General features: G+C 73.0%; 28 protein-coding genes. 14 read left to right on the forward strand and 14 right to left on the reverse strand.

The genetic code is table 11. The features are described 5' to 3' along the window. Window positions 1-102: 102 nt before the first annotated feature. Entirely contained in the window at window positions 103-1,656 is a 1,554-nt protein-coding gene (locus E1O70_RS03105; RefSeq protein WP_061267347.1) for an RNA polymerase sigma factor, read from the forward strand. A gap of 197 nt (window positions 1,657-1,853) precedes the next feature. Here the strand turns inward: E1O70_RS03105 and E1O70_RS03110 are convergent, their stop codons facing one another. Continuing rightward, window positions 1,854-2,066: a DUF7455 domain-containing protein gene (locus tag E1O70_RS03110; protein WP_061267348.1), complete on the reverse strand. Its 213-nt coding sequence runs from the start codon at window positions 2,064-2,066 to the stop codon at window positions 1,854-1,856. A gap of 190 nt (window positions 2,067-2,256) precedes the next feature. On the opposite strand from E1O70_RS03110, the gene E1O70_RS03115 reads away from it, so the two are divergent. From E1O70_RS03115 to E1O70_RS03135, 5 genes are all read left to right on the forward strand, one after another. Further along, a complete protein-coding gene (locus E1O70_RS03115; protein ID WP_061267349.1) occupies window positions 2,257-4,386 on the forward strand; it encodes a DNA gyrase/topoisomerase IV subunit B in 2,130 nt (709 codons plus the stop codon). Window positions 4,387-4,388: 2 nt separating this feature from the next. Then, entirely contained in the window at window positions 4,389-5,033 is a 645-nt protein-coding gene (locus E1O70_RS03120) for a cation efflux transmembrane domain-containing protein (protein WP_061267350.1), read from the forward strand. A 64-nt stretch (window positions 5,034-5,097) separates the two neighbouring features. After that, a complete protein-coding gene (locus E1O70_RS03125) occupies window positions 5,098-5,571 on the forward strand; it encodes a DUF4430 domain-containing protein (protein ID WP_061267351.1) in 474 nt (157 codons plus the stop codon). Further along, window positions 5,568-6,155 carry a DUF6580 family putative transport protein gene (locus E1O70_RS03130; RefSeq protein ID WP_061267352.1) on the forward strand — a complete coding sequence of 196 codons (588 nt, stop codon included), beginning with the start codon at window positions 5,568-5,570 and terminating at the stop codon, window positions 6,153-6,155. The genes E1O70_RS03125 and E1O70_RS03130 overlap by 4 nt, the downstream gene beginning before the upstream one ends. A 71-nt stretch (window positions 6,156-6,226) precedes the next feature. Next, complete coding sequence (locus E1O70_RS03135) at window positions 6,227-6,595, forward strand: DUF2200 domain-containing protein (RefSeq protein ID WP_061267353.1); 369 nt, start codon at window positions 6,227-6,229, stop codon at window positions 6,593-6,595. 9 nt (window positions 6,596-6,604) lie between these two features. On the opposite strand, the gene E1O70_RS03140 is transcribed toward E1O70_RS03135, so the two are convergent. The 4 genes from E1O70_RS03140 to E1O70_RS03155 all read right to left on the reverse strand — a co-directional run bounded on the left by E1O70_RS03140 (window position 6,605) and on the right by E1O70_RS03155 (window position 8,601). Continuing rightward, window positions 6,605-7,045, reverse strand: a complete 441-nt coding sequence (locus E1O70_RS03140; RefSeq protein WP_061267354.1) for a VOC family protein — start codon at window positions 7,043-7,045, stop codon at window positions 6,605-6,607. Window positions 7,046-7,154: 109 nt separating this feature from the next. Next, window positions 7,155-7,802 carry a dihydrofolate reductase family protein gene (locus tag E1O70_RS03145; RefSeq protein WP_061267355.1) on the reverse strand — a complete coding sequence of 216 codons (648 nt, stop codon included), beginning with the start codon at window positions 7,800-7,802 and terminating at the stop codon, window positions 7,155-7,157. An 85-nt stretch (window positions 7,803-7,887) separates the two neighbouring features. Continuing rightward, on the reverse strand, window positions 7,888-8,124 hold the full coding sequence (locus E1O70_RS03150) for a helix-turn-helix domain-containing protein (RefSeq protein ID WP_034655601.1): 237 nt from the start codon (window positions 8,122-8,124) through the stop codon (window positions 7,888-7,890). Then, window positions 8,125-8,601 (reverse strand): DUF2975 domain-containing protein, encoded by a 477-nt coding sequence (locus E1O70_RS03155; protein WP_082774361.1) that lies wholly within the window; start codon window positions 8,599-8,601, stop codon window positions 8,125-8,127. Window positions 8,602-8,985: 384 nt separating this feature from the next. Between E1O70_RS03155 and E1O70_RS03160 the strand changes: the two genes are divergently transcribed. After that, complete coding sequence (locus E1O70_RS03160; protein WP_061267357.1) at window positions 8,986-9,654, forward strand: hypothetical protein; 669 nt, start codon at window positions 8,986-8,988, stop codon at window positions 9,652-9,654. A gap of 47 nt (window positions 9,655-9,701) precedes the next feature. Here E1O70_RS03160 and metH read toward each other — a convergent pair whose 3' ends face one another. Further along, the gene (gene metH, locus E1O70_RS03165) at window positions 9,702-13,295 is read right to left on the reverse strand and encodes a methionine synthase (protein ID WP_061267426.1); all 3,594 of its coding nucleotides are present in this window, start codon (window positions 13,293-13,295) and stop codon (window positions 9,702-9,704) included. 121 nt (window positions 13,296-13,416) lie between these two features. Here metH and E1O70_RS03170 point away from each other — a divergent pair, with 121 nt between their 5' ends. After that, on the forward strand, window positions 13,417-14,550 hold the full coding sequence (locus tag E1O70_RS03170; protein WP_061267358.1) for a GNAT family N-acetyltransferase: 1,134 nt from the start codon (window positions 13,417-13,419) through the stop codon (window positions 14,548-14,550). A 19-nt stretch (window positions 14,551-14,569) separates the two neighbouring features. On the opposite strand, the gene ypfJ is transcribed toward E1O70_RS03170, so the two are convergent. From ypfJ to E1O70_RS03185, 3 genes are read right to left on the reverse strand one after another with little or no spacing between them, the layout of a single operon-like run. Then, on the reverse strand, window positions 14,570-15,475 hold the full coding sequence (gene ypfJ, locus E1O70_RS03175) for a KPN_02809 family neutral zinc metallopeptidase (RefSeq protein WP_061267359.1): 906 nt from the start codon (window positions 15,473-15,475) through the stop codon (window positions 14,570-14,572). Between the two features lie 34 nt (window positions 15,476-15,509). Further along, the gene (locus tag E1O70_RS03180; protein ID WP_061267360.1) at window positions 15,510-16,043 is read right to left on the reverse strand and encodes a hypothetical protein; all 534 of its coding nucleotides are present in this window, start codon (window positions 16,041-16,043) and stop codon (window positions 15,510-15,512) included. Window positions 16,044-16,048: 5 nt separating this feature from the next. Next, complete coding sequence (locus E1O70_RS03185; protein ID WP_021481118.1) at window positions 16,049-16,417, reverse strand: hypothetical protein; 369 nt, start codon at window positions 16,415-16,417, stop codon at window positions 16,049-16,051. A gap of 248 nt (window positions 16,418-16,665) precedes the next feature. On the opposite strand from E1O70_RS03185, the gene E1O70_RS03190 reads away from it, so the two are divergent. After that, window positions 16,666-18,264 carry an ABC-F family ATP-binding cassette domain-containing protein gene (locus E1O70_RS03190; RefSeq protein ID WP_061267361.1) on the forward strand — a complete coding sequence of 533 codons (1,599 nt, stop codon included), beginning with the start codon at window positions 16,666-16,668 and terminating at the stop codon, window positions 18,262-18,264. 27 nt (window positions 18,265-18,291) lie between these two features. Here the strand turns inward: E1O70_RS03190 and E1O70_RS03195 are convergent, their stop codons facing one another. From E1O70_RS03195 to E1O70_RS03205, 3 genes are read right to left on the reverse strand one after another with little or no spacing between them, the layout of a single operon-like run. After that, window positions 18,292-19,281 (reverse strand): SURF1 family cytochrome oxidase biogenesis protein, encoded by a 990-nt coding sequence (locus E1O70_RS03195; protein WP_061267362.1) that lies wholly within the window; start codon window positions 19,279-19,281, stop codon window positions 18,292-18,294. Next, entirely contained in the window at window positions 19,278-19,514 is a 237-nt protein-coding gene (locus tag E1O70_RS03200) for a hypothetical protein (RefSeq protein WP_061267427.1), read from the reverse strand. The genes E1O70_RS03195 and E1O70_RS03200 overlap by 4 nt, the downstream gene beginning before the upstream one ends. Before the next feature lie 8 nt (window positions 19,515-19,522). Next, window positions 19,523-19,891: a DUF3099 domain-containing protein gene (locus tag E1O70_RS03205; protein WP_074807059.1), complete on the reverse strand. Its 369-nt coding sequence runs from the start codon at window positions 19,889-19,891 to the stop codon at window positions 19,523-19,525. Between the two features lie 198 nt (window positions 19,892-20,089). Between E1O70_RS03205 and fabG the strand changes: the two genes are divergently transcribed. From fabG to E1O70_RS03220, 3 genes are all read left to right on the forward strand, one after another. After that, window positions 20,090-20,815: a 3-oxoacyl-ACP reductase FabG gene (gene fabG / locus E1O70_RS03210; RefSeq protein ID WP_061267363.1), complete on the forward strand. Its 726-nt coding sequence runs from the start codon at window positions 20,090-20,092 to the stop codon at window positions 20,813-20,815. Between the two features lie 122 nt (window positions 20,816-20,937). Further along, on the forward strand, window positions 20,938-21,705 hold the full coding sequence (fabI, locus tag E1O70_RS03215; protein WP_061267364.1) for an enoyl-ACP reductase FabI: 768 nt from the start codon (window positions 20,938-20,940) through the stop codon (window positions 21,703-21,705). Next, window positions 21,702-22,256, forward strand: coding sequence for a SixA phosphatase family protein (locus tag E1O70_RS03220; protein WP_061267365.1), 555 nt, complete (start codon window positions 21,702-21,704; stop codon window positions 22,254-22,256). The genes fabI and E1O70_RS03220 overlap by 4 nt, the downstream gene beginning before the upstream one ends. A gap of 70 nt (window positions 22,257-22,326) precedes the next feature. Here E1O70_RS03220 and serB read toward each other — a convergent pair whose 3' ends face one another. Together serB and glgC are read right to left on the reverse strand one after the other, a co-directional pair. Next, window positions 22,327-22,995 carry a phosphoserine phosphatase SerB gene (gene serB / locus E1O70_RS03225; RefSeq protein ID WP_255218742.1) on the reverse strand — a complete coding sequence of 223 codons (669 nt, stop codon included), beginning with the start codon at window positions 22,993-22,995 and terminating at the stop codon, window positions 22,327-22,329. Window positions 22,996-23,081: 86 nt separating this feature from the next. Beyond that, entirely contained in the window at window positions 23,082-24,323 is a 1,242-nt protein-coding gene (glgC, locus tag E1O70_RS03230; RefSeq protein WP_061267366.1) for a glucose-1-phosphate adenylyltransferase, read from the reverse strand. 118 nt (window positions 24,324-24,441) lie between these two features. Between glgC and glgA the strand changes: the two genes are divergently transcribed. Together glgA and E1O70_RS03240 are read left to right on the forward strand one after the other, a co-directional pair. Then, on the forward strand, window positions 24,442-25,653 hold the full coding sequence (gene glgA / locus E1O70_RS03235; protein ID WP_061267367.1) for a glycogen synthase: 1,212 nt from the start codon (window positions 24,442-24,444) through the stop codon (window positions 25,651-25,653). After that, on the forward strand, window positions 25,650-26,132 hold the full coding sequence (locus tag E1O70_RS03240; protein ID WP_061267368.1) for an SRPBCC family protein: 483 nt from the start codon (window positions 25,650-25,652) through the stop codon (window positions 26,130-26,132). The genes glgA and E1O70_RS03240 overlap by 4 nt, the downstream gene beginning before the upstream one ends. The last annotated feature ends 42 nt before the right edge of the window (window positions 26,133-26,174 follow it).

Raw genomic sequence — 26,174 nt, forward strand, 5'->3', positions numbered from 1 at the left:
CCCGACGACTCACCGTGAGAGTCCAGAGCAGCCCGCACTTCACGGTTCACGTCCCCGCTCCGGCGGCCCTACCGCCCCCCATGATTGCCGAAAGGTCGGTTTGTGGCGCCCTCAACCCCGATTTCCGCACTCCCGCGAGAGTTCGAGCACCCCGCCCTGCAGGAGCTCCTGCGGCGCGGCAGCGCGAACGGTCGCGTCGACGCCGAGAGCTTCCGCACCGCGTGCGAGCAGGCTGCCGTCAACGACGCCAAGCGGCTGAAGGCGGTCTTCCGCGCGCTCGCGGGCGCCGGCGTCGAGGTCGACATCCCGACCACGACGAAGGTGGCCGCGGCGGCTTCCCCGCGCAGCACGACGACGGCGCGCACCAAGCCCGCCGCGACGAAGTCCGCGTCGGCGACCAAGCGCACGACCACGACGAAGGCCGCCCCGGCTGCCGACGCCGAGGGCGCGGAGACCTCGTCGACCGGCCCCGCCAAGCCCGCCGCCCGCAAGACCGCGGCCAAGGCCCCCGCCAAGTCCAAGGCGACGCCCGCGCGCGCCAAGAAGAAGGACGACGACGAGGACGACGCCGAGGTCGAGATCGAGGAACTCGAGATCGACGTGACCGAGGACGAGGAGGCTGCGGAGCCTGGCGCCAAGAAGGCTGCCGCCGCCGCGCCGAGCGACGAGCCCGAGGAGACCGGCTTCGTCGTCTCCGACGCGGACGAGGACGACGCCCCGGTCCAGCAGGTCGTGACCGCGGGTGCGACGGCCGACCCGGTCAAGGACTACCTCAAGCAGATCGGCAAGGTCGCGCTGCTGAACGCGGAGCAGGAGGTCGAGCTCGCGAAGCGGATCGAGGCCGGTCTGTTCGCGGAGGAGAAGCTCGCGGCCGAGGGCGACGACCTGGACCGCAAGCTCAAGCGTGAGCTGCAGTGGATCGCGCACGACGGCAAGCGGGCGAAGAACCACCTGCTGGAGGCGAACCTGCGTCTGGTGGTGTCGCTGGCCAAGCGGTACACGGGTCGCGGCATGCTGTTCCTGGACCTGATCCAGGAGGGCAACCTCGGTCTGATCCGTGCGGTCGAGAAGTTCGACTACACCAAGGGCTACAAGTTCTCGACGTACGCGACGTGGTGGATCCGGCAGGCGATCACGCGCGCGATGGCGGACCAGGCGCGCACCATCCGTATCCCGGTGCACATGGTCGAGGTCATCAACAAGCTCGCGCGCGTGCAGCGTCAGATGCTGCAGGACCTGGGCCGGGAGCCCACGCCCGAGGAGCTCGCCAAGGAGCTCGACATGACCCCGGAGAAGGTCGTCGAGGTCCAGAAGTACGGCCGCGAGCCCATCTCGCTGCACACGCCGCTCGGCGAGGACGGCGACTCCGAGTTCGGCGACCTCATCGAGGACTCCGAGGCCATCGTCCCGGCGGACGCGGTGAGCTTCACGCTCCTGCAGGAGCAGCTGCACCAGGTGCTCGACACGCTGAGCGAGCGCGAGGCGGGCGTCGTCTCGATGCGGTTCGGACTCTCGGACGGCCAGCCCAAGACGCTCGACGAGATCGGCAAGGTCTACGGCGTGACGCGCGAGCGCATCCGCCAGATCGAGTCGAAGACCATGTCGAAGCTGCGCCACCCGAGCCGCTCGCAGGTCCTGCGCGACTACCTCGACTGACGCGTCTCGGCGGGCGGCCGGTGGCACCACCGGCCGCCCGCCGCCGTCGCACGACGAAGGCCCCGAGGAGATCTCCTCGGGGCCTTCGTCGTGTCTGAGGTCTGTCTCTGAGGTGGTCGTCGCGGGGGACCGGGCGGTGGAGCCGGTCCCGCGGTCGTGCGCTCCTGGCGCGGGACGGTGCTCGGCGGACCGGCGCGTCAGCGCGCGCCGTGCTCCTCGAGCAGCTTGTCGGTCTCGTCCTGGATGGACGTCGCGAGGTCGGTGTAGGCATCCGCGTGCGCCCGCGCGTGGTGGCCGCAGAACAGCAGCTCGCCGCTCGGCAGGACCACACGGACGTACGCCTGGGCCCCGCAGCGGTCGCAGCGGTCGGCCGCGGTCAGCGGTTCGGTGGTGGTCGTCGTAGCAGTCACATGAACATCAAACCATCCCCTCCTGAGGTTTCGTCCCGGGGGAGCGCCGGGTTCGCTACCCGCGAAGCGCGCTCACCCGCGCCGTGGCCTCCCGCCGGCATCCCGCCGCATCCCGCCGGATCGCGCGGCGTCCGCGGCGGCGCGGCGGGGCAGCACCGCGCTGTGGGCGCCCTCGTCTAGGCTTGCCGCCGTGACGACCACCTCCGCTGAGTCCAGCTACACCGCTCGGCACCTGTCCGTGCTCGAGGGCCTCGAGGCCGTGCGCAAGCGACCGGGCATGTACATCGGCACGACCGACTCGCGCGGTCTCATGCACTGCCTCTGGGAGATCATCGACAACTCGGTCGACGAGGCGCTCGCGGGCAACTGCTCGAAGATCCGGGTCGTGCTGCACGCCGACACCTCCGTGACGGTCGAGGACGACGGCCGCGGCATCCCCGTCGACATCGAGCCGAAGACGGGCCTGTCCGGCGTCGAGGTCGTCTTCACCAAGCTGCACGCGGGCGGCAAGTTCGGCGGCGGGTCGTACACCGCGTCGGGCGGCCTGCACGGTGTCGGCGCGTCCGTCGTCAACGCGCTGTCCTCGCGCCTCGACGTCGAGGTCGACCGCGGCGGCAAGACGCACCGCATGACCTTCCACCGCGGCGAGCCGGGCGTGTTCAGCGACCCGAGGACGGGTCCGACGCCGGACGCCCCGTTCGAGCCGTTCGTATCCGGGTCCGAGCTCGCGGTCGTCGGGAAGACGAAGCGCGGCGTCACCGGCACGCGTGTCCGCTACTGGGCGGACCGTCAGATCTTCCTCAAGACGGCCGTCTTCTCCTACGACGAGCTCGTCACGCGCGTGCGCCAGACGACGTTCCTCGTCCCCGGTCTCGAGATCACGGTGCGCGACGAGCGCGGCGTGCCCGGGACGCCGGGGGAGTCCGGGCCGCACGAGGAGACGTTCGTGCACACGGGCGGGTCGGTCGACTTCGTCGACTTCCTCGCGCCGGACACCCCCGTCACCGCGACGTGGCGCCTCACGGGCTCGGGCTCGTTCACGGAGACCGTCCCCGTGCTCGACGACCGCGGTCACATGACCCCGCAGGCGGTGCAGCGCGACTGCGAGGTCGACGTCGCGCTGCGCTGGGGCACCGGCTACGAGACCGAGGTCCGCAGCTTCGTCAACATCATCGCCACGCCCAAGGGCGGCTCCCACCTGGGAGGCTTCGAGCAGGGCCTGCTCAAGGTGCTGCGCAAGGCGGTCGAGACGAACGCACGCCGCCTCAAGGTGTCGACGAAGGACGCGTCCGAGCGCATCGAGAAGGACGACGTGCTCGCCGGCCTGACGGCCGTCGTCACCGTGCGCCTCGCCGAGCCGCAGTTCGAGGGACAGACGAAGGAGGTCCTCGGCACGGCGCCGGTGCGGGGCATCGTGGCGCGCGTCGTCGAGAAGGAGCTGAACGCCCTCCTCACCTCCACCAAGCGCGACGAGAAGACGCAGGCCGCGCTGCTGCTCGACAAGGTCGTCGCCGAGATGCGCGCGCGCATCACCGCGCGCAAGCAGAAGGAGATCTCGCGGCGCAAGAACGCGCTCGAGACGTCGTCGCTGCCGGCCAAGCTCGTCGACTGCCGCAGCGACGACGTCGAGCGCAGCGAGCTGTTCATCGTCGAGGGCGACAGCGCGCTCGGCACCGCGCGCCTCGCGCGCAGCTCCGACTTCCAGGCGCTGCTACCCATCCGCGGCAAGATCCTCAACGTGCAGAAGGCGTCCGTGAGCGACATGCTGCGCAACGCCGAGTGCACCGCGATCATCCAGGTGCTCGGTGCCGGGTCCGGGCGGTCGTTCGACCTCGAAGCCGCGCGCTACGGCAAGATCGTCCTCATGACGGACGCCGACGTCGACGGCGCCCACATCCGCACCCTGCTGCTCACGCTCTTCTACCGGTACATGAAGCCGCTCGTCGAGGCGGGGCGCGTCTTCGCGGCCGTGCCGCCGCTGCACCGCATCGAGGTCATCGGTGCCGGGCGCCGCAAGAACGAGTACATCTACACGTACTCCGAGGCCGAGCTCGCCGCGACGCTCAAGAAGCTCGACAAGGCCGGCCGCCGCTACAAGGACGACATCCAGCGGTACAAGGGCCTGGGAGAGATGGACGCCGACCAGCTCGCCGAGACGACGATGGACCCGCGTCACCGCACCCTGCGCCGCGTCACGGCCGAGCACGCCGAGGCGGCGGAGCGCGTGTTCGAGCTGCTCATGGGCAGCGACGTCGCGCCGCGCAAGGAGTTCATCGTCGCCGGCGCAGCTGAGCTGGACCACGCCCGCATCGACGTCTGACGATGTCCGCCGGGCAGGACGCGCCACGGGCGGGCGACCCCCAGCTGGCCCGCCTGCTGCGGCGCACCGTCCTCCTGGTCGCGGGGCTCAACCTCGCGTACTTCGTCGTCGAGCTCACCGTCGCGCTCGCGGCGGGTTCGGTCTCGCTGCTCGCCGACAGCGTGGACTTCCTCGAGGACACCGCGATCAACCTGCTCATCGCCGTCGCGCTGGGCTTCCCGCTCGCGCGGCGCGCGGTCCTGGGCAAGGCGCTGGCCCTGCTCATCCTCGTCCCCGCGCTGTTCGCGGCGTGGGAGGTCGTGCGCCGGTTCGGTGACCCGCCTGCTCCCGAGGTGCTGCCGATCGTCCTCGCCTCGCTCGGCGCGGTCGTGGTCAACGGCGTGTGCGCGTGGCTCCTCGTCCGCGTCCGCCACCACGGCGGGTCGCTGAGCCGCGCCGCGTTCCTGTCGGCCCGCAACGACGTGCTCGTCAACGTCGCCGTCATCGCGATGGGGCTCGTGACCGCGTGGACCGGGTCCGGCTGGCCGGACCTTGTCCTGGGCTGGGGGATCATCCTCCTCGCGGGCCACTCCGCGTACGAGGTGTGGGAGGTCAGCGAGGAGGAGCGGCTGGCGGCCAAGGCCGTCGCGGGCGAGGAGATCGGGTGAGGGGCCGTCGTCCGACAGGCGGGCGACCCGGCGCGAGCCGGGCGGCGCTCCGTACGCTGACGACGTGACCCTCCGAACGCTCCGCGCCGCGTCCGCGCGCCCGCTCACCGCCCTGACCGCCGTCCTGCTCACCGCGGGCCTGCTGGCCGGGTGCTCGTCCGCCGACGAGCCCGCCGCCGACACCACGTCGACCTCCACGGCGACCGCGGGCGAGGAGTCGAGCGCCCCGGCCGACGACGCGACGGACGAGGCGCCCGACGACGAGCCCGGCGACGGCGAGGACGCGCCCGAGCTCTCCTACGAGGGGCGCGAGGGCGCGACCGCCCTCGCCCTGCTCCTCGAGGCGGACCCGTCCGCCCAGGTGACCGGCGAGGGTGAGAACGCGTTCGTCACGGCGATCGACGGCGTCGCCGCCGACCCCGACAGCGAGTTCTGGGCCCTGTACGTGAACGGCGAGATGGCTACCGTGGGTGCAGGCTCCCTCGAGACGAAGGACGGGGACGAGATCACGTGGAAGCTCGAGACGTTCACCTCGTGACGCGCTCGGAGAGCACGGCGCTGCGCTGGTGGCGCCCGGCGCTCGTCGTCACGCTCGCGGCGCTCGCCGTCGTGTGGCGGCTCGTGCGCGCCGACCTCGGCGCACCCCCGAACCTCGAGCTCGTCACCGCGGCGACGTTCGCGGCGACGATCCTGCTGCGCTCGCGGTGGGCGTTCGTCGTGCCGCTCGCGGTGGCGGTCGTGTCCGACGTCGTGCTCGGCAACACGGCGATCGCGCTGTTCACGTGGAGCGCGTGGCTCGTCGTCGGGCTGGGCTCGCTGCTCGCGCGGAACACGACCGGGTGGCGCCGCGTCGGCGCGGGCGCGGCGTTCGGCGTCGCGGGCTCGCTCTGGTTCTTCGCGTGGACGAACTTCGGCGTCTGGCTGCAGGGCCGCGGCGTCTGGTACCCGGCGGGAGCGGACGGGCTCGTCGCGAGCTACGTCGCGGGTCTGCCGTTCCTGCGCACCATGCTGCTCGGCAACCTCGTGCTCGTGCCGCTGGTCGCGGCCGGGACGCTGCTCGTGGACCGGCTCGAGGCGTCGCACGGGATGGTCGGCGCCCGCGCCGTCCCCGCCGCGCGGTAGCGTGGTTCGTGCCGGACGGCCGCACGCGCCGAGCCGATGACGGGCGCAGCCGGGGCAGGAGGAAGCCATCCATGGCGGGACACCGGATCTTCGGGACGAGCTTCGCGAGCATCTACCCGCTCTACGTCACCAAGGTGGAGCGCAAGGGACGCACGAAGGACGAGCTCGACCAGGTCGTCGGCTGGCTCACCGGCTACGACGACGCCGGCCTCACGCAGGCGATCGCCGACGAGATCACGCTCGAGGAGTTCTTCGACCGGGCGCCTGCGTGGAACCCGAACGCCTCGCTCATCACCGGGGTGATCTGCGGCGTCCGCGTCGAGGACATCGAGGACCCGCTGATGCAGAAGGTCCGCTACCTCGACAAGCTCGTCGACGAGGTCGCGCGCGGCAAGAAGATGTCGTCGATCCTGCGCGGCGAGGCGGCTACCGCCTCCTAGCGGCGCGCCTCACCCGAGCTCTTCCGCGAGCCCGACGATGATGCCGCCGGGCCCTCGCAGGTAGCAGAGCCGGTACACGTCGTCGAAGCGCACGATCTCCCGCAGCACCGCCCCGCCGTGGCGGGCGAGGCGCTCGACCGTGTCGTCGAGGTCGTCCACGGCGAACATCACGCGGTGCAGACCGAGCACGTTCGGCGGGGCGGTGTCGAGCCCCAGGTCGAGCGGCGCCGGAGCGTGGTACCGCGTGAGCTCCAGCCGCCCGGGCCCGCCGGGGACGCGCATCATCGCGATCTCCGAGCGGAGGTCGTCGAGGCCGACGACGCGCTCCGCCCACCGCCCCTCGATCGTCATCCGGTTCTCGAGCTCCATCCCGAGCTCGGCGAAGAACGCGACGGCCGCGTCGAGGTCGTCGACGACGACGGCCACGTTGTCGAGGCGCTGGATTGTCATGGGCGGGTCTCCTGAGTTCGGGATCGTGGGTGCGGACTCGTGGGAGGGAGGTGCACGGTTCCGAACCGCCGGCGCCGACGCCTCTCGTGCCTGGTCACGCTCTCGTGGATCAGGCGTCCTGCCCGACGCCGCGTGCCGGCTCGCTCATGTCGCCCGTCCCGGGTGTGCCGTCCGCGAGGCCGTAGCGCAGCAGGACCGTGCCCGTCGGGCTCGGTGCGGGAGGCTCGAGGAGGGTGAGGTTGGTGGGGACGGCGCCGCCGTCGAACACGGTCTTGCCCGTGCCGAGCACGATGGGGTGCACCCACAGGTCGAGCCGGTCGAACAGCCTCTCGCGCAGCAGCGTCTGCACCAGGTCGAGGCTGCCCACGACCTTGACGTGCTCGTGCCGGTCGCGCACCTCGCGCACCGCGGCGGGCAGGTCCGAGCCGAGCAGCGTCGACCCGGCCCACGGCAGGTCCGGCGTCCCGCGCGACGCGACGTACTTCGGGATGCGGTTGAACAGGGTGGCGAAGTCGTCGTCCTGCCCGCCCTCCTGGAACGGCCAGTACGACGCGAAGATGTCGTACGTGCGGCGCCCGAGCAGCAGCGCGTCCGTGCCCTCGTACGCCGCGGCGATCTGCGCGCCCGCGACGTCGTCGAGCAGCGGCGCCTGCCACCCGCCGAACGCGAACCCGCCCTCCGGGTCCTCCTCCGGCCCGCCGGGCGCCTGCCCGACGAGGTCGAGGGTCGTGAACAGCTCGATCTCGATGCTTCCCATGGCTCGGCTCCCGCGGCGTCGTGGTCTCGGTCACGGGTAAGACGTCGTCCGGTCGCCGAACTCATCGACGCGGCGACCGGGCGGGTCAGGTGGCGGGCGGTCCCGCGTCGTCGGGCTCGTCCGGGACCCACCGCAGGACGTCTCCGGGCTGGCACCCGAGGACGCGGCAGACGGCGTCCAGCGTCGAGAAGCGCACGGCCTTCGCACGCCCGTTCTTCAGGACGGCGACGTTCGCCGGCGTGATGCCGACCGCGGCGGCGAAGTCGCCGACGGACATCTGCCTCCGCGCCAGGAGGACGTCGAGGTCGATGACGATCGGCACCTAGATCACCGCGGCCAGCTCGCGGCGGTCGGCGGTCGCGGCGCGGAGCAGCGCGCGCAGCACCACGACGAGCAGGGCCAGCGCGCCCCCGCCCACGAGCGAGCCGAGGAGGCCGAGGAGCACGAGCGGCCCGCCGAGCTGCGCCCCGAAGGTCAGGTGACCGAACACCGTCGCGGCGAGGGTCGCGACCGTGGCCACGCACCCGATCACCACGGTGACCGAGCGCAGCGCGCGCGGGTCGAACACCTCGTCGCGGGCGGCGAGGCCGAGCAGACGCCACACCGCCACGAGGGCGACCTCGACCGCGAGCAACGCCAGCACGGCCAGCACGGAGTACGGGACCACGAGGCCGCGGACCTCCGGGTGCTGCCCCCCGACCTCGGCCGCGAGGAGGGGGGCGAGGAACATCGACAGCGCGGTGCCGAGGGCCACGAGGACGAGGAGTGCTCGTGTGCACGCGACGAGGGGAGGTCTCATCTATCGATTGTCGATAGATGAGACGACTCTGTCAACGACCGAGGCGCGGCCCGTGGCGCGAAGGGGGACGCGCGCGGCCCGGCGGTATCCGCTGTACCCGTCCGCCGGCGGCGTCGGCCGCGGGTGCGCTCTCGTCCGCGAACCGGTCGATGAGCCGAGCCACAGCGTGGCGTCCCGAGATCTTGCGGATCCTGGCCTGTGGATAACCGGGGCCCTCGCCGACGTGGCGTCTAGCGTCCGGTCCAGGAACCCACGACCAGGAGGATCGTCATGCGCGACCAGCACGAGCGCACGAGCCAGCACGAGCGAACGACAGCTGTCCCTCGCACGGGGCGCCTTCCCCGTGCTCGCCTCGCCACCCGTCGGAGAGCCGCCGTCGGTCGCGTGCTCTCGGGACTCGGGGTCGCCGTCGTCCTCACGGTCGCCCCCGGCTGCGCGCTGCCCTTCGCCGAGACCGACGACGGCGCGACCCCTCCGGCGGCGGTGACGCCCCAGAGCGAGGGCGAGCCGGCGACCCCCTCCGGGGCCGAGTACGCGATCGTGTCGGGCCAGCCGGTGCGGACGCCCTGCTGGTCCTACGAGGGCCCGGAGGCGTTCGTGAACAACGTCTCCTCGGACCAGGAGGAACACTGCCACGGTGCCCTCGAGCTCTGGGGCGAGCTCGTCGAGGGGGCGGTGGTGCCCACGGGTGTCGGGGCGATCTACGGCCAGGTGTCGGTCCAACCGGTGCGGGTCGCGACGTCCGAGGCGTGGGGGGTCGGGACCGATCTCGGGGGAGCGGTCGACCTCCTCGCGGACTCGTACTTCGCGGAGAACGGCAGCATCCTCAGCCTGCACGAGGCGACCACCCTCGACGGCGTTCCGGCGAACATCACCCGGGTCGAGGGGAGCTTCGAGGAGACGCGGACGAAGGCCTTCATCACCGCCTTCGCACCCGAGCGGTTCGCGTCGGGCACGGACGAGGTCCAGTTCTTCGTGATCGCGATCGTCACCCCCTACGACAACGGCGACGAGCTCATCGAGCAGGTCACGGGCACGTGGACGTGGTCTTGACGCTGCTCCCCGCTCGCCCCGGAAGGACGTCCCGCGGCTGGGGATGGTCAGACGCTGAAGTACTTGGCCTCGGGGTGATGGAACACGAAGCAATCGGTCGACTGCTCGGGGTGGAGCTGGAGCTCCGCGGAGAGCTCGACACCCACGCGCTCGGGCCGCAGGAGCTCGACGACCTTCGTCCGGTCCTCCATGTCCGGGCAGGCCGGGTAGCCCAGCGAGAAGCGGGCGCCGCGGTACTCGAGCTTGAACATGCCCTCGACCTCGGTCGGGTCCTCGTCGGCGAACCCGAGCTCGGCGCGCACGCGCGAGTGCCACATCTCGGCCAGCGCCTCGGTGAGCTGCACCGACAGTCCGTGGAGCTCCATGTACTCGCGGTAGTGGTTCCCGGCGAACAGCTTCGCGGTGTGCTGGTCGACGCTCGCGCCCATGGTGACGAGCTGGACGGGCAGCACGTCGTACCGGCCGGTCTCCTCGACCCACGACCGCGGCTTGACGAAGTCGGCGAGGCACAGGTGCCGGTCGCGGCGCTGGCGCGGGAACGTGAAGCGCAGCCGCTCGGTCCCGGGCCCGCCGCCCGACCCGCCGTCGGGCGCGCCGATCCCCGCGAGCCCGGCGCCGTGGTGTGCGACGACGACGTCGTCGCCCTCCGACCACACCGGGAAGTACCCGTACACGACCGACGGGTCGACGACGCCCTCGGTGCGGATCCGCTCGTACCAGGCGTTGAGGCGCGGGCGGCCCTCGGTCTCGACAAGCTCTTCGTACGACGCTCCGTCGTCACCCCGGCCGGGCTTGAGCCCCCACTGGCCCATGAACGTCGCGCGCTCGTCGAGGAACGCCGCGTACTCGGCGAGCTGGACACCCTTGACGAGGCGCGTGCCCCAGAACGGGGGAGCGGGTACCGGGTTGTCGGCCGCGACGTCGGACCGCGCGGGCAGGTCCTCGACGGGCGTCTCGGTCACGGTGACCACGGCGTGCCGACGCTTCTTCAGCGCGGGCAGCCCGACGGCGTCGGGCGACTCGCCGCGCGCGACCCGCACGAGCGGCTCCATGAGGCGCAGGCCCTCGAACGCGTCGCGCGCGTACCGGACGACGCCGGGGAACTGGCCCGCCAGGTCGTCCTCGACGTACGTGCGGGTGAGCGCCGCGCCACCCAGCAGGATCGGCCAGCGGCCGGCGAGCCCGCGCGACGTGAGCTCCGCGAGGTTCTCCTTCATCACGACGGTCGACTTCACGAGCAGCCCGGACATGCCGATGACGTCGGCGTCGTGCTCCTCGGCGGCCTCGATCATCGCGGAGATCGGCTGCTTGATGCCGATGTTGACGACCGTGTAGCCGTTGTTGGTGAGGATGATGTCGACGAGGTTCTTGCCGATGTCGTGCACGTCGCCGCGCACGGTCGCGAGCACGATCGTGCCCTTGGACCCGCTCGAGCCCTCGATCTTCTCCATGTGCGGCTCGAGGTAGGCGACCGCCGTCTTCATGACCTCGGCGGACTGCAGCACGAACGGGAGCTGCATCTCGCCGCGGCCGAACAGGTCGCCCACGACCTTCATGCCCTCGAGCAGGTGGTCGTTGACGATCTCGAGCGCCTTGATCCCGGACGCCATCGCCGCGTCGAGGTCCTCCTCGAGACCCTTGCGCGCGCCGTCGACGATCCGCCGCTCGAGCCGCTCGCCGACGGGCAGCGCCGCGAGCTCCGCCGCGCGCTGGTCCTTGAGCGCCGCCGAGTCCACGCCGTCGAACAGCTCGAGCAGCCGGGCGAGCGGGTCGTGCACGAGGTTCCCCTCGTCGTCGTACCGCCGCCGGTCCCACACGAGGTCGAGCGCGGCCTCGCGCTGCTCGGCGGGGATCTGCGCGAGCGGCAGGATCTTCGCGGCGTGCACGATCGCGGAGTCCAGCCCCGCTTCGACCGCCTCGTGGAGGAAGACCGAGTTGAGCACGGTGCGCGCGGCGGGGTTGAGGCCGAAGGACACGTTCGACACCCCGAGCGTCGTGTGGATGCCGGGGTAGCGGCGCGTGATCTCGCGGATCGCCTCGATGGTCTCGATCGCGTCGCGACGCGTCTCCTCCTGGCCGGTGGCGATGGGGAAGGTCAGGGCGTCGACGATGATGTCGTCGACCCGCAGGCCCCAGTCGCGCGTGAGCGTCTCGACGAGCCGCGTGGCGATCCCCACCTTGCCCGACGCGGTGCGCGCCTGGCCCTCTTCGTCGATCGTCAGCGCGACCACGGCCGCCCCGTGCTCGACGACGTGCGGCATGATCCGCGCGAACCGCGACGTCGGCCCGTCGCCGTCCTCGAAGTTCACCGAGTTCACGACGGCGCGCCCGCCCACGAGCTCGAGGCCCGCCGCGATGACCTCGGGCTCCGTCGAGTCGATGACGAGCGGGAGCGTCGACGCGCTCGCGAGGCGCGAGACGACCTGCTGCACGTCCGCGACGCCGTCGCGCCCCACATAGTCGATGCACACGTCGAGCAGGTGCGCGCCGTCGCGCGTCTGCGCCCGCGCGATCTCGACGCACTCGTCCCAGTTCTCCGCGAGCATCGCCTCGCGGAACGCCTTCGACCCGTTCGCGTTCGTGCGCTCGCCGATGGCGAGGAACGACGCGTCCTGGTGCAGGTCCGTGTGCGAGTACAGGCTCGCGACGCCGTTCTCGCGCTCCGGGTGGCGCTCGACGACGGGCCGCGCGCGCACCGCCTCGACGACGCGGCGCAGGTGCTCGGGCGTCGTGCCGCAGCAGCCGCCCACGAGGCCCAGGCCGAACTCGGTGACGAACTGGGTGTGCGCCGCCGCGAGCTCGTCCGGCGTCAGCGGGTACGTCGCCCCGTTCGGGCCGAGCACCGGCAGGCCCGCGTTGGGCATGCACGTCACGGGGATCTCCGCGTGCCGCGACAGGTGCCGCAGGTGCTCGCTCATCTCGGCCGGGCCGGTCGCGCAGTTGAGACCGATCGCGTCGACGCCGAGCGCTTGGAGCGTGGTCAGCGCGGCCCCGATCTCGGAGCCCATGAGCATCGTGCCCGTGGTCTCGACCGTCACCTGGACGATCACGGGCACCTCGCGCCCGACGTCGCGCATCGCGTTCCGCGACCCCGTCACCGCGGCCTTCGCCTGGAGCAGGTCCTGGCTCGTCTCGACGAGGATCGCGTCGACCCCGCCCTCCAGCAGACCCGCGGCCTGCTCGGCGAACGTGTCGCGCAGGTGCGCGTACGTCGTGTGCCCGAGGCTCGGCAGCTTGGTCCCGGGACCCATCGAACCGAGCACCCAGCGCGGGTGGTCGGCGGTCGCGTGGGCGTCCGCGCGCTCGCGCGCGATCCGCGCCCCGGCGGCGGCGAGCTCGCGGATCCGGTCGTCGATGTCGTAGTCCGACAGGTTGGACCAGTTGGCGCCGAACGTGTTCGTCTCGATCGCGTCCACCCCGACCTCGAGGTACGCGTCGTGCACCGCGGCGATGATGTCAGGTCGCGAGACGTTGAGGATCTCGTTGCAGCCCTCGAGCCCCTGGTAGTCCTCGAGCGTCGGGTCCTGCTCCTGGATCATCGTGCCCATCGCGCCGTCCGCGACGACGACGCGCGTGCGCAGCGCCTCCGCGAGGGCCCGGGAGCGGGCGTCGGCGAGGTCCTGAGGAACGACGGTCGGCATGCTCGCAGCGTAGATCGCGTGCGGCACGGCACGGGGAGTCGTCTCAGCGGGCCGACGCGTCGCGCGGACGTCCTGGGAAAAGCACGTGCCCGACGGCGCGGGCCCCCCTACCGTGGTCGCCATGTCCTCTCCCTCGACGACCGACCGCGCCGAGGCGGCGCCCTCGACGCTCGCCCCGATCGCCGAGCGCGCCGCCGCCCCCTCGACCCTGCCGCCGGTGACCGCGGGCGGGCTCACGTGGCGCCCCGCCACGCCCGCCGACGCGCCGGCCCTGCTCACCCTGCGCAACGACATCGCGGAGGTGGACGACGAGCCGTACCGCGAGACGCTCGCGGAGATCGAGGAGATCTTCACCGCGCCGTGGCGCGACGTCGCGGCCGACTCGATCGTCGGCGTCGACACCGACGGGACGCTGCGCGCCTACGGGATGGTCGACACCAACCCGGGGGACGCGCGCACCGTGCGGGCGTTCCTCGGCGGCGGCGTCCACCCGACCCACCGGGGGCGCGGGATCGGACGCGAGGTGCTCGCCTGGCAGGTGGCACGCGCCCGGCAGGTGCTCGCCGCGAGCGGCAAGGAGCTGCCCGCGCGGCTCGCCGTCTTCGGGGAGGACACCGACCCCCCCGAGAAGGCGCGGCTCTACGCGCGGTTCGGGTTCGTCGCCCGCCGCTTCTACTCCGACCTGCGTCGCGACCTCGCGGCCCCGGTGCCCGACGTCCCGCTCGACGGTTCCCTGCGCGTCGTCCCGTGGTCCGCCGAGCTCGACGAGGCGACGCGCCTCGCGCACAACGACGCCTTCCGCGACCACTGGGGGAGCGAGCCCCGCACCGCCGAGGCGTGGACGCACGGGCGCAGCGAGTTCGCGCCCCAGTGGTCGTTCCTCGTGGTCGACGACGCGCCCGACGTCGACGCGCTCCTCGCCGACCCGGCCACCGACCCCGAGACCGCTGCCGCGCTGCGCGCCGGCGAGCCGCTCGTCGTCGGCTACGAGATGGCGGGCCGGTACGACGAGGACTTCCCCGTGCGGGGGTACACCTTCGGGTACACCGAGCTCCTCGGCGTCCGGCGCGCGTACCGCGGCCGCCGCGTCGCCGTCGCGGCGCTCGCGGCCGCGATGCGCGCGTTCGCGGCGGACGGCATGCAGTACGCCGCGCTCGACGTCGACACGGAGAACCCGTCCGGCGCGCACGGCCTCTACGCGAGCCTCGGCTACGAGAAGGTCACCGGCTCGCGCATGTACTCGATCGAGCTCTGAGCGACCTCGGCGGGAGCGGTCACAGCGACGAGGCGGAGAGCGCGTCGCAGTCCTGGAGGGTGCCGCCCTCGTAGCCGGTCGTGAACCAGCGCTGGCGCTGCTCGCTCGACCCGTGGGTCCAGCCCTCGGGGTTCACCTGGCCGGTCGCGGCCTCCTGGATGCGGTCGTCGCCGACGGCGGACGCCGCCGACAGCGCGTCGTTCAGTTCCTGCTCGGTGATCGGTGCCAGAAAGGTCACACCGGTGTCCGGGTCGACGGTGGTCGCGGCGTGGCCCGCCCACATGCCGGCGAGGCAGTCGGCCATGAGCTCGATGCGTACGGAGTCGGACTCCGGGCCCGTGCCCTGCCGGTCCGCCGAGTCCATGGCGCCGGTCAGCTGCTCGATGTGGTGCCCGAACTCGTGCGCGACGACGTACATCTCCGCGAGCCCGCCGTCGTTCGCGCCGAAGCGGTTCGTCAGGTCGTCGTAGAAGCCGAGGTCGATGTACACCGTCTGGTCGGGCGGGCAGTAGAACGGCCCGACGGCGCTCGTCGCGGCGCCGCATCCCGTCGAGACCTGCCCGGTGAAGCTCACGACCTCGGGCAGCGCGTACTCGACGCCGGCCTGCTGAGGGAGGGCCTCGGTCCAGTAGGCGTCGAGCGACTGGACGGTGCCGTTGAGCCGGCACTCGCGCGTCGTGTTCGCCTGCTCGGCGGTGCACGTGTCGATGTACTCCTGCTGGCCGTCGCCGTACGCGCCGGAGTCCGACCCGTCGCCGCCGGTCAGCGCGCTGAGGTCGACGCCCGTCTGGTTGCCGACGAACGCGATGAGCAGCGCGACGAGCACCGCGCCGATCCCGCCGCCCGCGATCATCGGGCCGCGCCCGCGGCCGCCACCCTTGCGGACGCGTCCGCCCTCGAACGATCCGCCCTCCTGGAATGTCACAGGGGAACGCTACCCCCGGGCGCGGTCGCAGGCCTCAGAAGCGGACCAGCGCGCGCAGCACGCGCGCGAGCAGGTCGTGGTCGCCGCGGTGCTCGTGCCGCTCGGCGGGCCCGACGACGGGCGCCGGCGGCTCGCGACGCGGCAGCGTGCCGGGGTCGTCGCCGGGTGCCTCGGCGACGGTCTCGGCCAGGTAGGTGTCGACGAAGTCGACGAGGAACCGCTCGACGCGACGGCCCGTGAGGGCGATGTTCCACTCCGTCGGGCCCACGAGGATGACCGACAGGTCCTGCCCGAGCAGGTAGACGAAGACGCACGCTTCGGCGGTGTTGAGGATGCAGCGCGCCGAGCTGCCCGGGACGGCCGGGCCCTGGGTGAGGGCTGCGGCGACGGCCCGCGCCACCTCGACGACAGGGCCGGGGGAGGGGCCCGCGCTGCCGAGGACCCGGCCACCGGGACCGAGGGCGAGCACGTGCGCCTCGTGGTCGAGGGCGTCGTCGATGCCCCGCAGCACGTCCACCACGCTGCGGGGGGCGACCCGCCCGCGCTGGTCGAGGGCGTCCGCGACCACGGGCGTCAGAGCGACAGCGACTCGTCGAGCTGGGCGAGGCCGCGGCGCGCGAGCGCGAGGTTCGCCCGTCCGCGCTCGAGCACGAGGTAGGAGAAGGTGCCCCGCAGGCTCTCGCGCTGCGACAGGCGGATGAGGTGGTACTGGCGGCCGAGCGTGATGAGGATGTCCTCGATGCCGTCCTCGAGCCCGAGCTGCTCGATCGCCCGGAGCTTCGCGCGGATGACCTCGGTGTTCGCCGCCGCGGCGAGCTCGAGGTCGAACGGGGCGGCCTGCTTCTGGACCAGGGCCAGGCCGCTGCTGTAGTCGACGACCGCGATCGCGATCGCCCCGTCCAGCTCGAGGACCTTGCTCAGTGCTGCTTCGGCGTTGCTCAACGTGCTCTCCTTGCTCCGGTCCCCCCGCCATCTCCTCGACGGTCCGGGACGTCCGGAGGCTAGCACGATGGGCTGATTGTCCCGTTCTGTTCCCTGTGCGTGGGACGACCGTGGGACGGTCCGGGAGGACGTCGAGAGAAAGACCGCGCGGGCGCGGGCCCGCGGCCCGTAGAATCGTCGGGCCCCGTCGATCGGATCGCCCCACCAGGCTGGATCCACCGGGGTCACCCTTCGGAGAGGACCTGCACGTGATCACCGCCCACGGCGTCGAGCTGCGCGTCGGCGCCCGCGTCCTGCTGCACGAGGCGACGTTCCAGATCGCCGCGGGCGACCGGATCGGCCTCGTCGGCCGCAACGGCGCCGGCAAGACGACCCTGACCAAGACCCTCGCGGGCGAGACCCAGCCCACGGCGGGCAAGATCACGCGCGGCAACGACATCGGCTACCTGCCTCAGGACCCGCGCACCGGCGACCTCGACATCATCGCGCTCGACCGGGTCCTCTCGGCACGCAACCTCGACAGGATCGTGCGCCAGATGCGCGAGACCGAGGGCGCGATGGCGAGCGCGGACGCGGAGACCCACGAGGCCGCGATGGAGCGCTACCCCAAGCTCGAGGCGCGGTTCCTCGCGGCCGGCGGGTACGCGGCCGAGAGCGAGGCGCACCGCATCACGAGCAACCTCGGTCTCGACGACCGCGTGCTCGGCCAGCCGCTGAGCACGCTGTCCGGCGGGCAGCGCCGCCGCATCGAGCTCGCGCGCATCCTCTTCTCCGGCGTCGAGACGCTGCTCCTCGACGAGCCGACGAACCACCTCGACGCCGACTCGATCGTCTGGCTGCGCGACTACCTCAAGTCGTACAGCGGCGGCTTCGTCGTGATCTCGCACGACGTCGAGCTGCTGCGCGCGACGGTGAACAAGGTGTTCCACCTGGACGCCAACCGCGGCGAGCTCGACCAGTACAACCTCGGCTGGGACGCCTACCTCGGCCAGCGCGAGTCCGACGAGCGCCGTCGTCGTCGCGAGCGGCAGAACGCCGAGAAGAAGGCGGGTGCGCTCCTCGTCCAGGGCGAGAAGATGCGCGCCAAGGCCACCAAGGCCGTGGCCGCGCAGCAGATGATGCGCCGCGCCGAGAAGATGCTCGCGGGGATCGAGGGCGAGCGCCAGAGCGACAAGGTCGCGAAGCTGCGCTTCCCGAAGCCCGCGCCGTGCGGCCGCACGCCGCTCACCGCGAGCGGGCTGTCCAAGGCCTACGGCTCGCAGGAGGTCTTCGCGGGCGTCGACCTCGCGATCGACCGCGGCAGCCGCGTCGTCGTGCTCGGCCTCAACGGCGCCGGCAAGACGACGCTCCTGCGCATCCTCGGCGGCGTCGAGCAGCCGGACACGGGCGAGGTGCACCCGGGCCACGGCCTGAAGATCGGCTACTACGCCCAGGAGCACGACACGCTCGACATGGACGCGACCGTCGTCGAGAACCTGCGCCACGCGGCGCCCGACCTCACGGACACGCAGGTGCGCTCGGTGCTCGGGTCGTTCCTGTTCTCCGGCGACGACGCGGACAAGCCGACGAACGTGCTGTCCGGCGGGGAGAAGACGCGTCTGGCGCTCGCGACGCTCGTCGTCTCGGCGGCGAACGTGCTGCTCCTCGACGAGCCGACGAACAACCTCGACCCCGCGTCGCGCGCCGAGATCCTCGGGGCGCTCAAGACGTACGAGGGCGCGGTCGTCATGGTCACGCACGACGACGGCGCGGTCGAGGCGCTCGAGCCTGAGCGCGTCCTGCTGCTGCCGGACGGCGACGAGGACCTGTGGAGCGACGAGTACGCGGAGCTCGTCTCGCTGGCCTGACCGGGCCGCTCGTCGCCGGGACCGGGGCTACCGCGGTGCGGGACCCTGCCGGGCGTCGAGCTGCGCGTCGATGAGCGCGTCCTCCTCGTCCTCGGCGCTCGGACGGCGCGAGCGCGGCTCCCGCCGGGCCCGGGCGGCGTCCGGGTCCTGGACCGCGAGGAGGTCGCCGGCGGTGAGGGTGGTCTGCTCCCCGCGCGCGTCGCGCCGGTCGCGGCGCACGAGGAGCCAGAAGCCGGCGACCGCGCCGAGGGCGAACACCGCCCACTGGAACGCGTACGACAGGTGCGAGCCGGGGTCGGTGTCCGGCTTCGGCAGCGCCTCCAGGGTCTGAGCCGCGGGCGGCACCTCGGTGCGCAGCTGCCCGTAGGCGCCGACCGTGCGGCCCTCGGCCCAGCCGCCGCCGTCCGGGCCGGCGGCGAGGACCTGGTCCGTCGCGATGGCCTGCACCTGGCCCGCGGGCGCGTCCCGGCCCGACGGCGGCTCGTCGCCGCGCAGCGTCACGGTCGCCTCGACGTCGCCCGCGGGGGGCGGGGGCACGTCCCCGGGGGTGACGGCGTCGGTCCCCAGCGGCACGAACCCGCGGTCCACGACGACGACGAGCCCGTCCGGCGCGGACGGCGTGGGGTTCGTCACGAACGGGACGAGCACGTGGAAGCCGGCGCTGCCGCCTACCGGGCGGTTGCGCAGCAGGACCGTGGCGTCCGTCTCGTAGCGGCCCTCGAGGGTCACCGGCCGCCAGAGGTCGGCCTCGTCGAGCTCGGCGCCCGGGGCGGGCAGCACGTCGTCCACCGGGACCGGGTCCGACGTGTAGTTCGCCTCGATGCGCTCGATCTCGGCGTCGCGCGAGACGTAGCGGTTCCACTGCCAGCGGCCCGCGACGAGGCACAGCGCGACGAGGACGAGGACCCCGACCGCGAGCGTCGCCCACTGGCGCGGGGTGCGCGGCTGGTGGGCGTCCGCGGTGGCGCGCTGCGGCGTCGGGCCCGCGGGGACCTGCGGTGGTGCGGCCTGCGTCACGGGGCCGCCCGGCGCTCGAGCTCGTCGACCGGCACCGTCGAGCGCCAGAACGAGCGGGCGCCGAGGAACGTCTCCAGGTGCTCGCGGTGCGCGTCGCACGCGAGCCACACCTTGCGCCGCTCGGGCGTGTGGATCTTGGGGTTGTTCCACAGCAGGCCCCACGCGGCGGCCTCCTGGCAGCCCTTGGCGCTGCACACCAGCTCGTCCTCGCCGACAGGGTCGGCGAGGCCCATGACGTCGGTCACCGGCGGTCCTCCTCGTCGTCGTGCGGCTCGCGGGGCTCGGCGCCCGCGATGCCGTGGCTCCCGGGCGCACCCGCCGTGGGCAGCGCGCGGTGCTCCATGGGGGAGGTGTCGTAGTGCGCCTGGTCGCGGCCCGCGTTGGCGACGAGCACCGCGCTGTACGGCAGCACGACCGCGCCGACGGCGAGGACCCAGGTCACCCAGCTGCCCTGCGCCAGGATGGCGCCGAAGATGCACACGAGGCGGATGCCCATCTGGATCAGGTACTTGCGCTCCCGGCGCGCCTGGTCCGCGGCGAGCGGTTCCGGTGCGGCGGTGATGCTCGGGACCGCCTCGGCCGACCTCCGGGCGGCGCGTCGTGTGGTCACCCGTCCAGTCTACGTTTGTGGGGACCCCACAAAGTGTGGGGCAGCGGTGTGACCTGGGCGCACCGCGCACCGCGGGCCCCGCGCACGGTACGGTCGGTGCGGCGCCGTCGCGCCGGGCCCGGCAGGGCCCACCCGGCACCGGCCGTGCGGGACCCGTCCCCGGCCGCCGACCCACCCGACCGTCCCGAGGAGCCGCACGTGTCCGAAGCCACCGCCCCCGCCCCGCGCACCGTCGTCGTCACCGGCGCGAACCGGGGCATCGGCCGTGCCATCGCCGAGCGCTTCGTCGCGAACGGCGACCGCGTCGCGACCGTCTACCGGGGCGGTGACCTGCCCGAGGGCGTCTTCGGCGCCGTGGCGGACATCACCGACACCGCCGCCGTCGACGCCGCGTTCTCCGAGATCGAGAAGGAGCTCGGCCCGGTCGAGGTGCTCGTCGCGAACGCGGGCGTCACGCACGACCAGCTCCTGCTGCGGATGACCGACGAGGACTTCGAGTCCGTGATCGACGTCAACCTGACCGGCACGTTCCGCTGCGTGCGCCGGGTGACGAAGGGCATGATCCGGCAGCGTCGCGGGCGCATCGTGCTCGTGTCGTCCGTGATCGGACTCTACGGCGGCGCGGGCCAGGTCAACTACGCCGCCTCGAAGGCCGCGCTCGTCGGCATGGCGCGCTCGATCACGCGCGAGCTCGGGTCGCGCAACATCACGGCGAACGTCGTGGCGCCCGGGTTCATCGACACCGCGATGACCGCCGAGCTCCCCGAGGAGCGCCAGGCTGCCTACAAGTCCGCCATCCCCGCGGGCCGCTTCGCCCAGGCGGACGAGGTCGCGGGCGTCGTGCAGTTCCTCGCGTCCGACGACGCCGCGTACGTCTCGGGGGCCGTGATCCCCGTCGACGGCGGCCTCGGCATGGGCCACTGACCGCAGCCCGCGGCGCCTCGCGCGCCCGTCCCGCGGCCCCGTCACCGACGCGCCCGCCCCACCTCTCTTTCAGTACGCTCGCCTCAGCGCGCCCACAGCGGGCGCACGACGGAAGGAAACCGATGGGTCTGCTCGACGGCAAGAAGCTCCTCGTCACGGGAGTGCTCACCGACTCCTCGATCGCGTTCCACGCGGCGCGGCTCGCGCAGGAGGAAGGGGCCGAGGTCGTGCTCTCCTCGTTCGGCCGCCAGATGAAGCTCACGCAGGCCTTCGCGAAGCGCCTGCCGGTCGAGGCGCCCGTCGTGCAGCTCGACGTCACGAACGACGACGACCTCGCCGGCCTCGCGGACGCGGTGCGCGAGCACACGGACCGCCTCGACGGCGTCGTGCACTCCATCGGCTTCGCGCCGCAGAGCGTCATGGGCGGCAACTTCCTCTCCGGCACCTGGGAGGACGTGGCGACCGCGCTCCAGGTCTCGACGTTCTCCTACAAGTCGCTCGCGGTCGCGGCGAAGCCGCTCATGACCGACGGCGGCGCCGTCGTCGGCCTCACGTTCGACGCGCAGTTCGCGTGGCCGGTCTACGACTGGATGGGTGTCGCGAAGGCGGGCCTCGAGTCCGCGAACCGCTACCTCGCGCGCGACCTCGGCCCCGACGGCATCCGGGCGAACCTCGTCTCCGCGGGCCCGATCCGCACCACGGCGGCGAAGTCCATCCCGGGCTTCGCGCAGATGGAGGACGCCTGGCCGACCCGGGCGCCCCTCGGCTGGGACCAGACGACGGCGGAGCCCGCCGCGCGCGCGGTCGTCGCGCTCCTGTCCGACTGGTTCCCGGCGACGACCGGTGAGATCGTGCACGTCGACGGCGGCGTGCACGCCATGGGGCAGTGACCGCGGAGGAGCGCAAGGGCGCGCAGACCCCCGACGGCGGCACGCGCCGCCTCGTCCTGCTGCGGCACGCGAAGGCGGAGCCCGGCGGCGGGAGCGTCGACGACGTGCTGCGTCCCCTCGCGCTCAACGGCCGCCGGCAGGCGGTGCGCGTCGGTGCGGCGCTGCGCGAGACAGGGCTCGTCCCTGAGCGCGTGCTGTGCTCCTCCGCGCTGCGCACGCGTCAGACGTGGGAGCTCCTCGCGGCGCACCTGGGCGACGTCGAGCCCGACGTGCTGGTGAGCGACGGGCTGTACGCGGCCGACGTGGCCGACGTGCTGGACCTCCTGCGCACCACGGACCCGCGCGTCCGCACGCTGCTCGTCGTCGGGCACGAGCCCACGATGGCGGCCACCGCGTCGTACCTGGCCGACCCGGCGTCCGACGGCGGCGCGCTCGCCCAGGTGCGCGTCGGCGTGCCGACCGCGACGTACTCGGTGCTGGAGTCCGGGGCGTCGTGGGACGCGTGGGAGCCGCAGGCCGCCCTGCTGACCTACGTGGGCCGCCCGTCCTGACCCGGTCCCGGCGCACCCGCACGACAGAGCCCTGGCACCCCACGGTGCCAGGGCTCTCGTGCGTCCGGCGTCAGCGCGCGGCGTCGACCTGGTCGACGACCGCGAGCACCGCGTCGAGACGCGGTCCGTCGACGCCGTAGGGCGCCTGCTCGCGCACGACGGGCTTGGCCGCGAAGGCGATGCCGACGCCCGCGGCGCCGATCATGTCGAGGTCGTTCGCGCCGTCTCCCACGGCGATCGTCGCGCTCATCGGCAGGTCGAGCTCGGCCGCGAACTCGCGCAGCGCGGCCTCCTTCGCCGCGCGGTCGACCATCGGCCCGGTCGTGCGGCCCGTGAGCCTCCCGCCGGACACCTCGAGCCGGTTCGCGCGGAAGCGCGTGATGCCGAGCTCGGCCGCGAGCCCGGCCACGACCTCCTCGAAGCCGCCCGAGACGAGCGCGACCTCCCAGCCGCGGCGCCGGGCCTCGGCGAGGAGCTCCCGCACGCCGGGGGTGAAGGTCGCCCGCGCGCGGACGTCGGCGAACGCCGTGACGGGCACGCCCGCGAGGGTCGCGACCCGTTCGCGCAGCGAGGCGCCGAAGTCGATCTCGCCGCGCATCGCGCGCTCGGTCACCGCGGCGACCTCGGCCCGCGTGCCCGCGTGGTCGGCGAGGAGCTCGATGACCTCCTGCTCGATGAGCGTCGAGTCGACGTCCATGACGAGGAGCCGCACGGGGGCGCTCGACGGGTCGGGGGTCACGCGAGGGCTCCTCGGGCTGGCGGTCGCGGGCGGGGCAGGGCTCGGCGCGGCGTCGGGCACGTGCACGACGCCGATAGGGGAAGGCGTCACTCGACGACCGTCCCCTTGGGGACGACCGTGATCCCGGACTCGGTGACCGTGAAGCCGCGCGCGCGGTCCTGCTCGGGGTCGAGACCGATGCGGGCCTGCTCTCCGACGACGACGTTCTTGTCGATGATCGCGCGGTGCACCTGCGCGTGGCGGTGCACCTGCACGCCGTCCATGAGCACGGAGTCCGAGACGGACGACCACGAGTGGAGGTAGGTGCCGGGCGACAGGACGGAGCCGACCGCCGTCGCGCCCGAGATGATGACGCCCGGGGAGACGAGCGAGTCTGCCGCGTGACCGAGGCGCCCGCGCCCGGCGTGCACGAACTTCGCGGGCGGCAGGCCGGTGTAGCCGGTGTGCAGCGGCCACTCCTCGTTGTAGAGGTTGAAGACCGGCGTGACGGCGATGAGGTCCTTGTTCGCGTCGTAGTACGAGTCGATCGTCCCGACGTCGCGCCAGTAGTCGCGGTCGCGGTCGGTCGAGCCCGGCACGTCGTTGCGGATGAAGTCGTAGACCGCGGCCGTGCCCTTCTCGACGAAGGCGGGCACGATGTCACCGCCCATGTCGTGGCGCGAGTCCGCGTTCGCGGCGTCGGACGTGACGGCCTCGACGAGCGCGTCGGTGTCGATGACGTAGTTGCCCATCGAGGCGAGCACCTCGTGGGGGGAGTCGGCCAGGCCCACCGGGTCCGAGGGCTTCTCGCGGAACGCCGCGATCTTCGTCGGGTCCTTCGGGTCGGTCTCGATGACGCCGAACTGGTCCGCCATCGAGATCGGCTGGCGGATGCCCGCGACGGTGAGCTGCGCGCCGGACTCGACGTGCGCGTCGACCATCTGGGAGAAGTCCATGCGGTACACGTGGTCCGCGCCCACGACCACGACGATGTCCGGACGCTCGTCGTCGATGATGTTGAGGCACTGGTAGATCGCGTCCGCGCTGCCGAGGTACCAGTGCTTGCCGACGCGCTGCTGCGCGGGCACCGGCGCGACGTAGTTGCCGAGCAGCGACGACATGCGCCACGTCTTCGTGATGTGCCGGTCGAGGCTGTGCGACTTGTACTGCGTGAGCACGATGATGTGCAGGTAGTGCGAGTTCACGAGGTTGGACAGCGCGAAGTCCACGAGGCGGTAGATGCCCCCGAACGGCACCGCGGGCTTGGCCCGCGAGGCGGTGAGCGGCATGAGGCGCTTGCCCTCGCCCCCGGCGAGGACGATGGCGAGGACTCGGGGTGCGGCGGCCATGCCCAGACGGTAGCCCCTCGGGGCGGGACCACGCAGCAGGACCCGCATCCTGGGCGCGGGCCGCGTCGGCCCCGCCCACCGGGGGTCCGCGGCGGGCGACTCGGCTACGGTGTGGCGCGTGAGAGTCGACCTCCTGACCCGTGAGTACCCGCCGCACGTCTACGGCGGGGCCGGCGTCCACGTCGCCGAGCTGTCCGCGGTGCTGCGGCGCCACGTCGACGTGCGCGTGCGCTGCTTCGACGGCCCGCGCGGCGAGGACGGCGTGACCGGCTACTCCGTGCCCGGCGTCCTGTCCGGGGCGAACGCCGCGCTCGGCACGTTCGGCGTGGACCTGCAGATGGCTGACGACGTCGCGGGCGCCGACCTCGTGCACTCGCACACCTGGTACGCGAACCTCGGGGGCCACCTCGCGGGGCTGCTGCACGGCGTCCCGCACGTGCTGTCCGCGCACTCGCTCGAGCCCCTGCGGCCGTGGAAGGCGGAGCAGCTCGGCGGCGGGTACGCGCTGTCGTCGTGGGCGGAGCGCACCGCGTACGAGGGCGCGGCGGGGATCGTCGCGGTCTCCGGCGGGATGCGCGACGACATCCTGCGCGTCTACCCGCAGGTCGACCCGGCGAAGGTGCACGTCGTGCACAACGGGATCGACCTCGACGGCTGGCGCCGTCCCGAGCCGGGCGTGCAGCAGGACGTCGCCGACCGCGTCGTGCGCGACCTGGGGATCGACCCCGGGCGGCCCGCCGTGGTGTTCGTCGGGCGGATCACGCGCCAGAAGGGGCTGCCGTACCTGTTGCGGGCCGCGCGCTCGCTGCCCGACGACGTCCAGCTCGTCCTGTGCGCGGGCGCCCCCGACACCCCGGAGATCGCCGCGGAGGTCAGCGGCGCCGTCGCCGAGCTCCAGACCGAGCGCAGCGGGGTCGTCTGGATCGAGCAGATGCTGCCGCGCGCCGAGCTCGTCGCGGTGCTCGCCGCGTCGACCGTCTTCGTCTGCCCGTCCGTGTACGAGCCGCTCGGCATCGTCAACCTCGAGGCGATGGCCGTCGGGCTGCCCGTCGTCGGGACCGCCACGGGCGGCATCCCCGAGGTCGTGGACGACGGCGTCACCGGCCTCCTCGTGCCGATCGACCAGGCGGACGACGGCACGGGCACGCCGCTCGACCCCGACCGCTTCGTCGCCGACCTCGCCGCCGCCCTCACGCAGGTCGTGAGCGACCCCGAGCGGGCCGCCGCCATGGGCCGCGCGGCGCGGCAGCGCGTCGAGGACCACTTCGCGTGGGACGCGATCGGCGAGCGCACGCTCGAGGTCTACCGGACGGTGCTGGGGCAGTCGTGAGCACCGCGGGGAGCGACCGGGTCGACGAGGCGTCGCGCCTCGTCGCCGCCGCGCCCCGCGCCGTGTACCGCGCGCTCGTCGACCAGGACGCGCTCGCGACCTGGCTCCCGCCCGACGGCATGACGGGCCGCTTCGAGCGCTTCGACCTGCGCCCCGGCGGCGGCTACCGCATGGTCCTCGCCTACGACGACCCGCAGGCCGACCCCGGGAAGACGGGCGAGGGGACCGATGTCGTCGACGTCGCGATCCTCGACCTCGTCCCGGGCCGGAGCGTCGTGCAGCGGGTCGTCTTCGCCGCGGACGACCCGGCGTTCGCCGGGACCATGACGATGACGTGGACCGTCGAGCCGGTCGGGGACGGCGCGCGCGTCACGGTCCGCGCGACGGGCGTGCCGTCGGGGATCTCCCCGGCGGACCACGCCGCCGGGATGGCGTCCTCGCTCGCCCACCTCGACGCGTACGTGACGTCGCACGCCTGACGGCCGACCCCGCGCAGAGCGGGCCAGGCGGTGGTGGTCCGC

Source organism: Cellulosimicrobium funkei (assembly GCF_004519295.1).
Taxonomy (GTDB): Bacteria; Actinomycetota; Actinomycetes; order Actinomycetales; family Cellulomonadaceae; genus Cellulosimicrobium; species Cellulosimicrobium funkei.

What these genes read in the sequence shown, in the direction of transcription:
- E1O70_RS03120 (WP_061267350.1), top strand. Translation starts at nt 4,389, where the DNA reads ATGTCCGCCGGGCAGGACGCGCCACGGGCGGGCGACCCCCAGCTGGCC.
- E1O70_RS03135 (WP_061267353.1), top strand. Translation starts at nt 6,227, where the DNA reads ATGGCGGGACACCGGATCTTCGGGACGAGCTTCGCGAGCATCTACCCG.
- E1O70_RS03140 (WP_061267354.1), bottom strand. Translation starts at nt 7,045, where the DNA reads ATGACAATCCAGCGCCTCGACAACGTGGCCGTCGTCGTCGACGACCTC.
- E1O70_RS03145 (WP_061267355.1), bottom strand. Translation starts at nt 7,802, where the DNA reads ATGGGAAGCATCGAGATCGAGCTGTTCACGACCCTCGACCTCGTCGGG.
- E1O70_RS03155 (WP_082774361.1), bottom strand. Translation starts at nt 8,601, where the DNA reads ATGAGACCTCCCCTCGTCGCGTGCACACGAGCACTCCTCGTCCTCGTG.
- metH (WP_061267426.1), bottom strand. Translation starts at nt 13,295, where the DNA reads ATGCCGACCGTCGTTCCTCAGGACCTCGCCGACGCCCGCTCCCGGGCC.
- E1O70_RS03170 (WP_061267358.1), top strand. Translation starts at nt 13,417, where the DNA reads ATGTCCTCTCCCTCGACGACCGACCGCGCCGAGGCGGCGCCCTCGACG.
- E1O70_RS03200 (WP_061267427.1), bottom strand. Translation starts at nt 19,514, where the DNA reads ATGGGCCTCGCCGACCCTGTCGGCGAGGACGAGCTGGTGTGCAGCGCC.
- fabI (WP_061267364.1), top strand. Translation starts at nt 20,938, where the DNA reads ATGGGTCTGCTCGACGGCAAGAAGCTCCTCGTCACGGGAGTGCTCACC.
- glgC (WP_061267366.1), bottom strand. Translation starts at nt 24,323, where the DNA reads ATGGCCGCCGCACCCCGAGTCCTCGCCATCGTCCTCGCCGGGGGCGAG.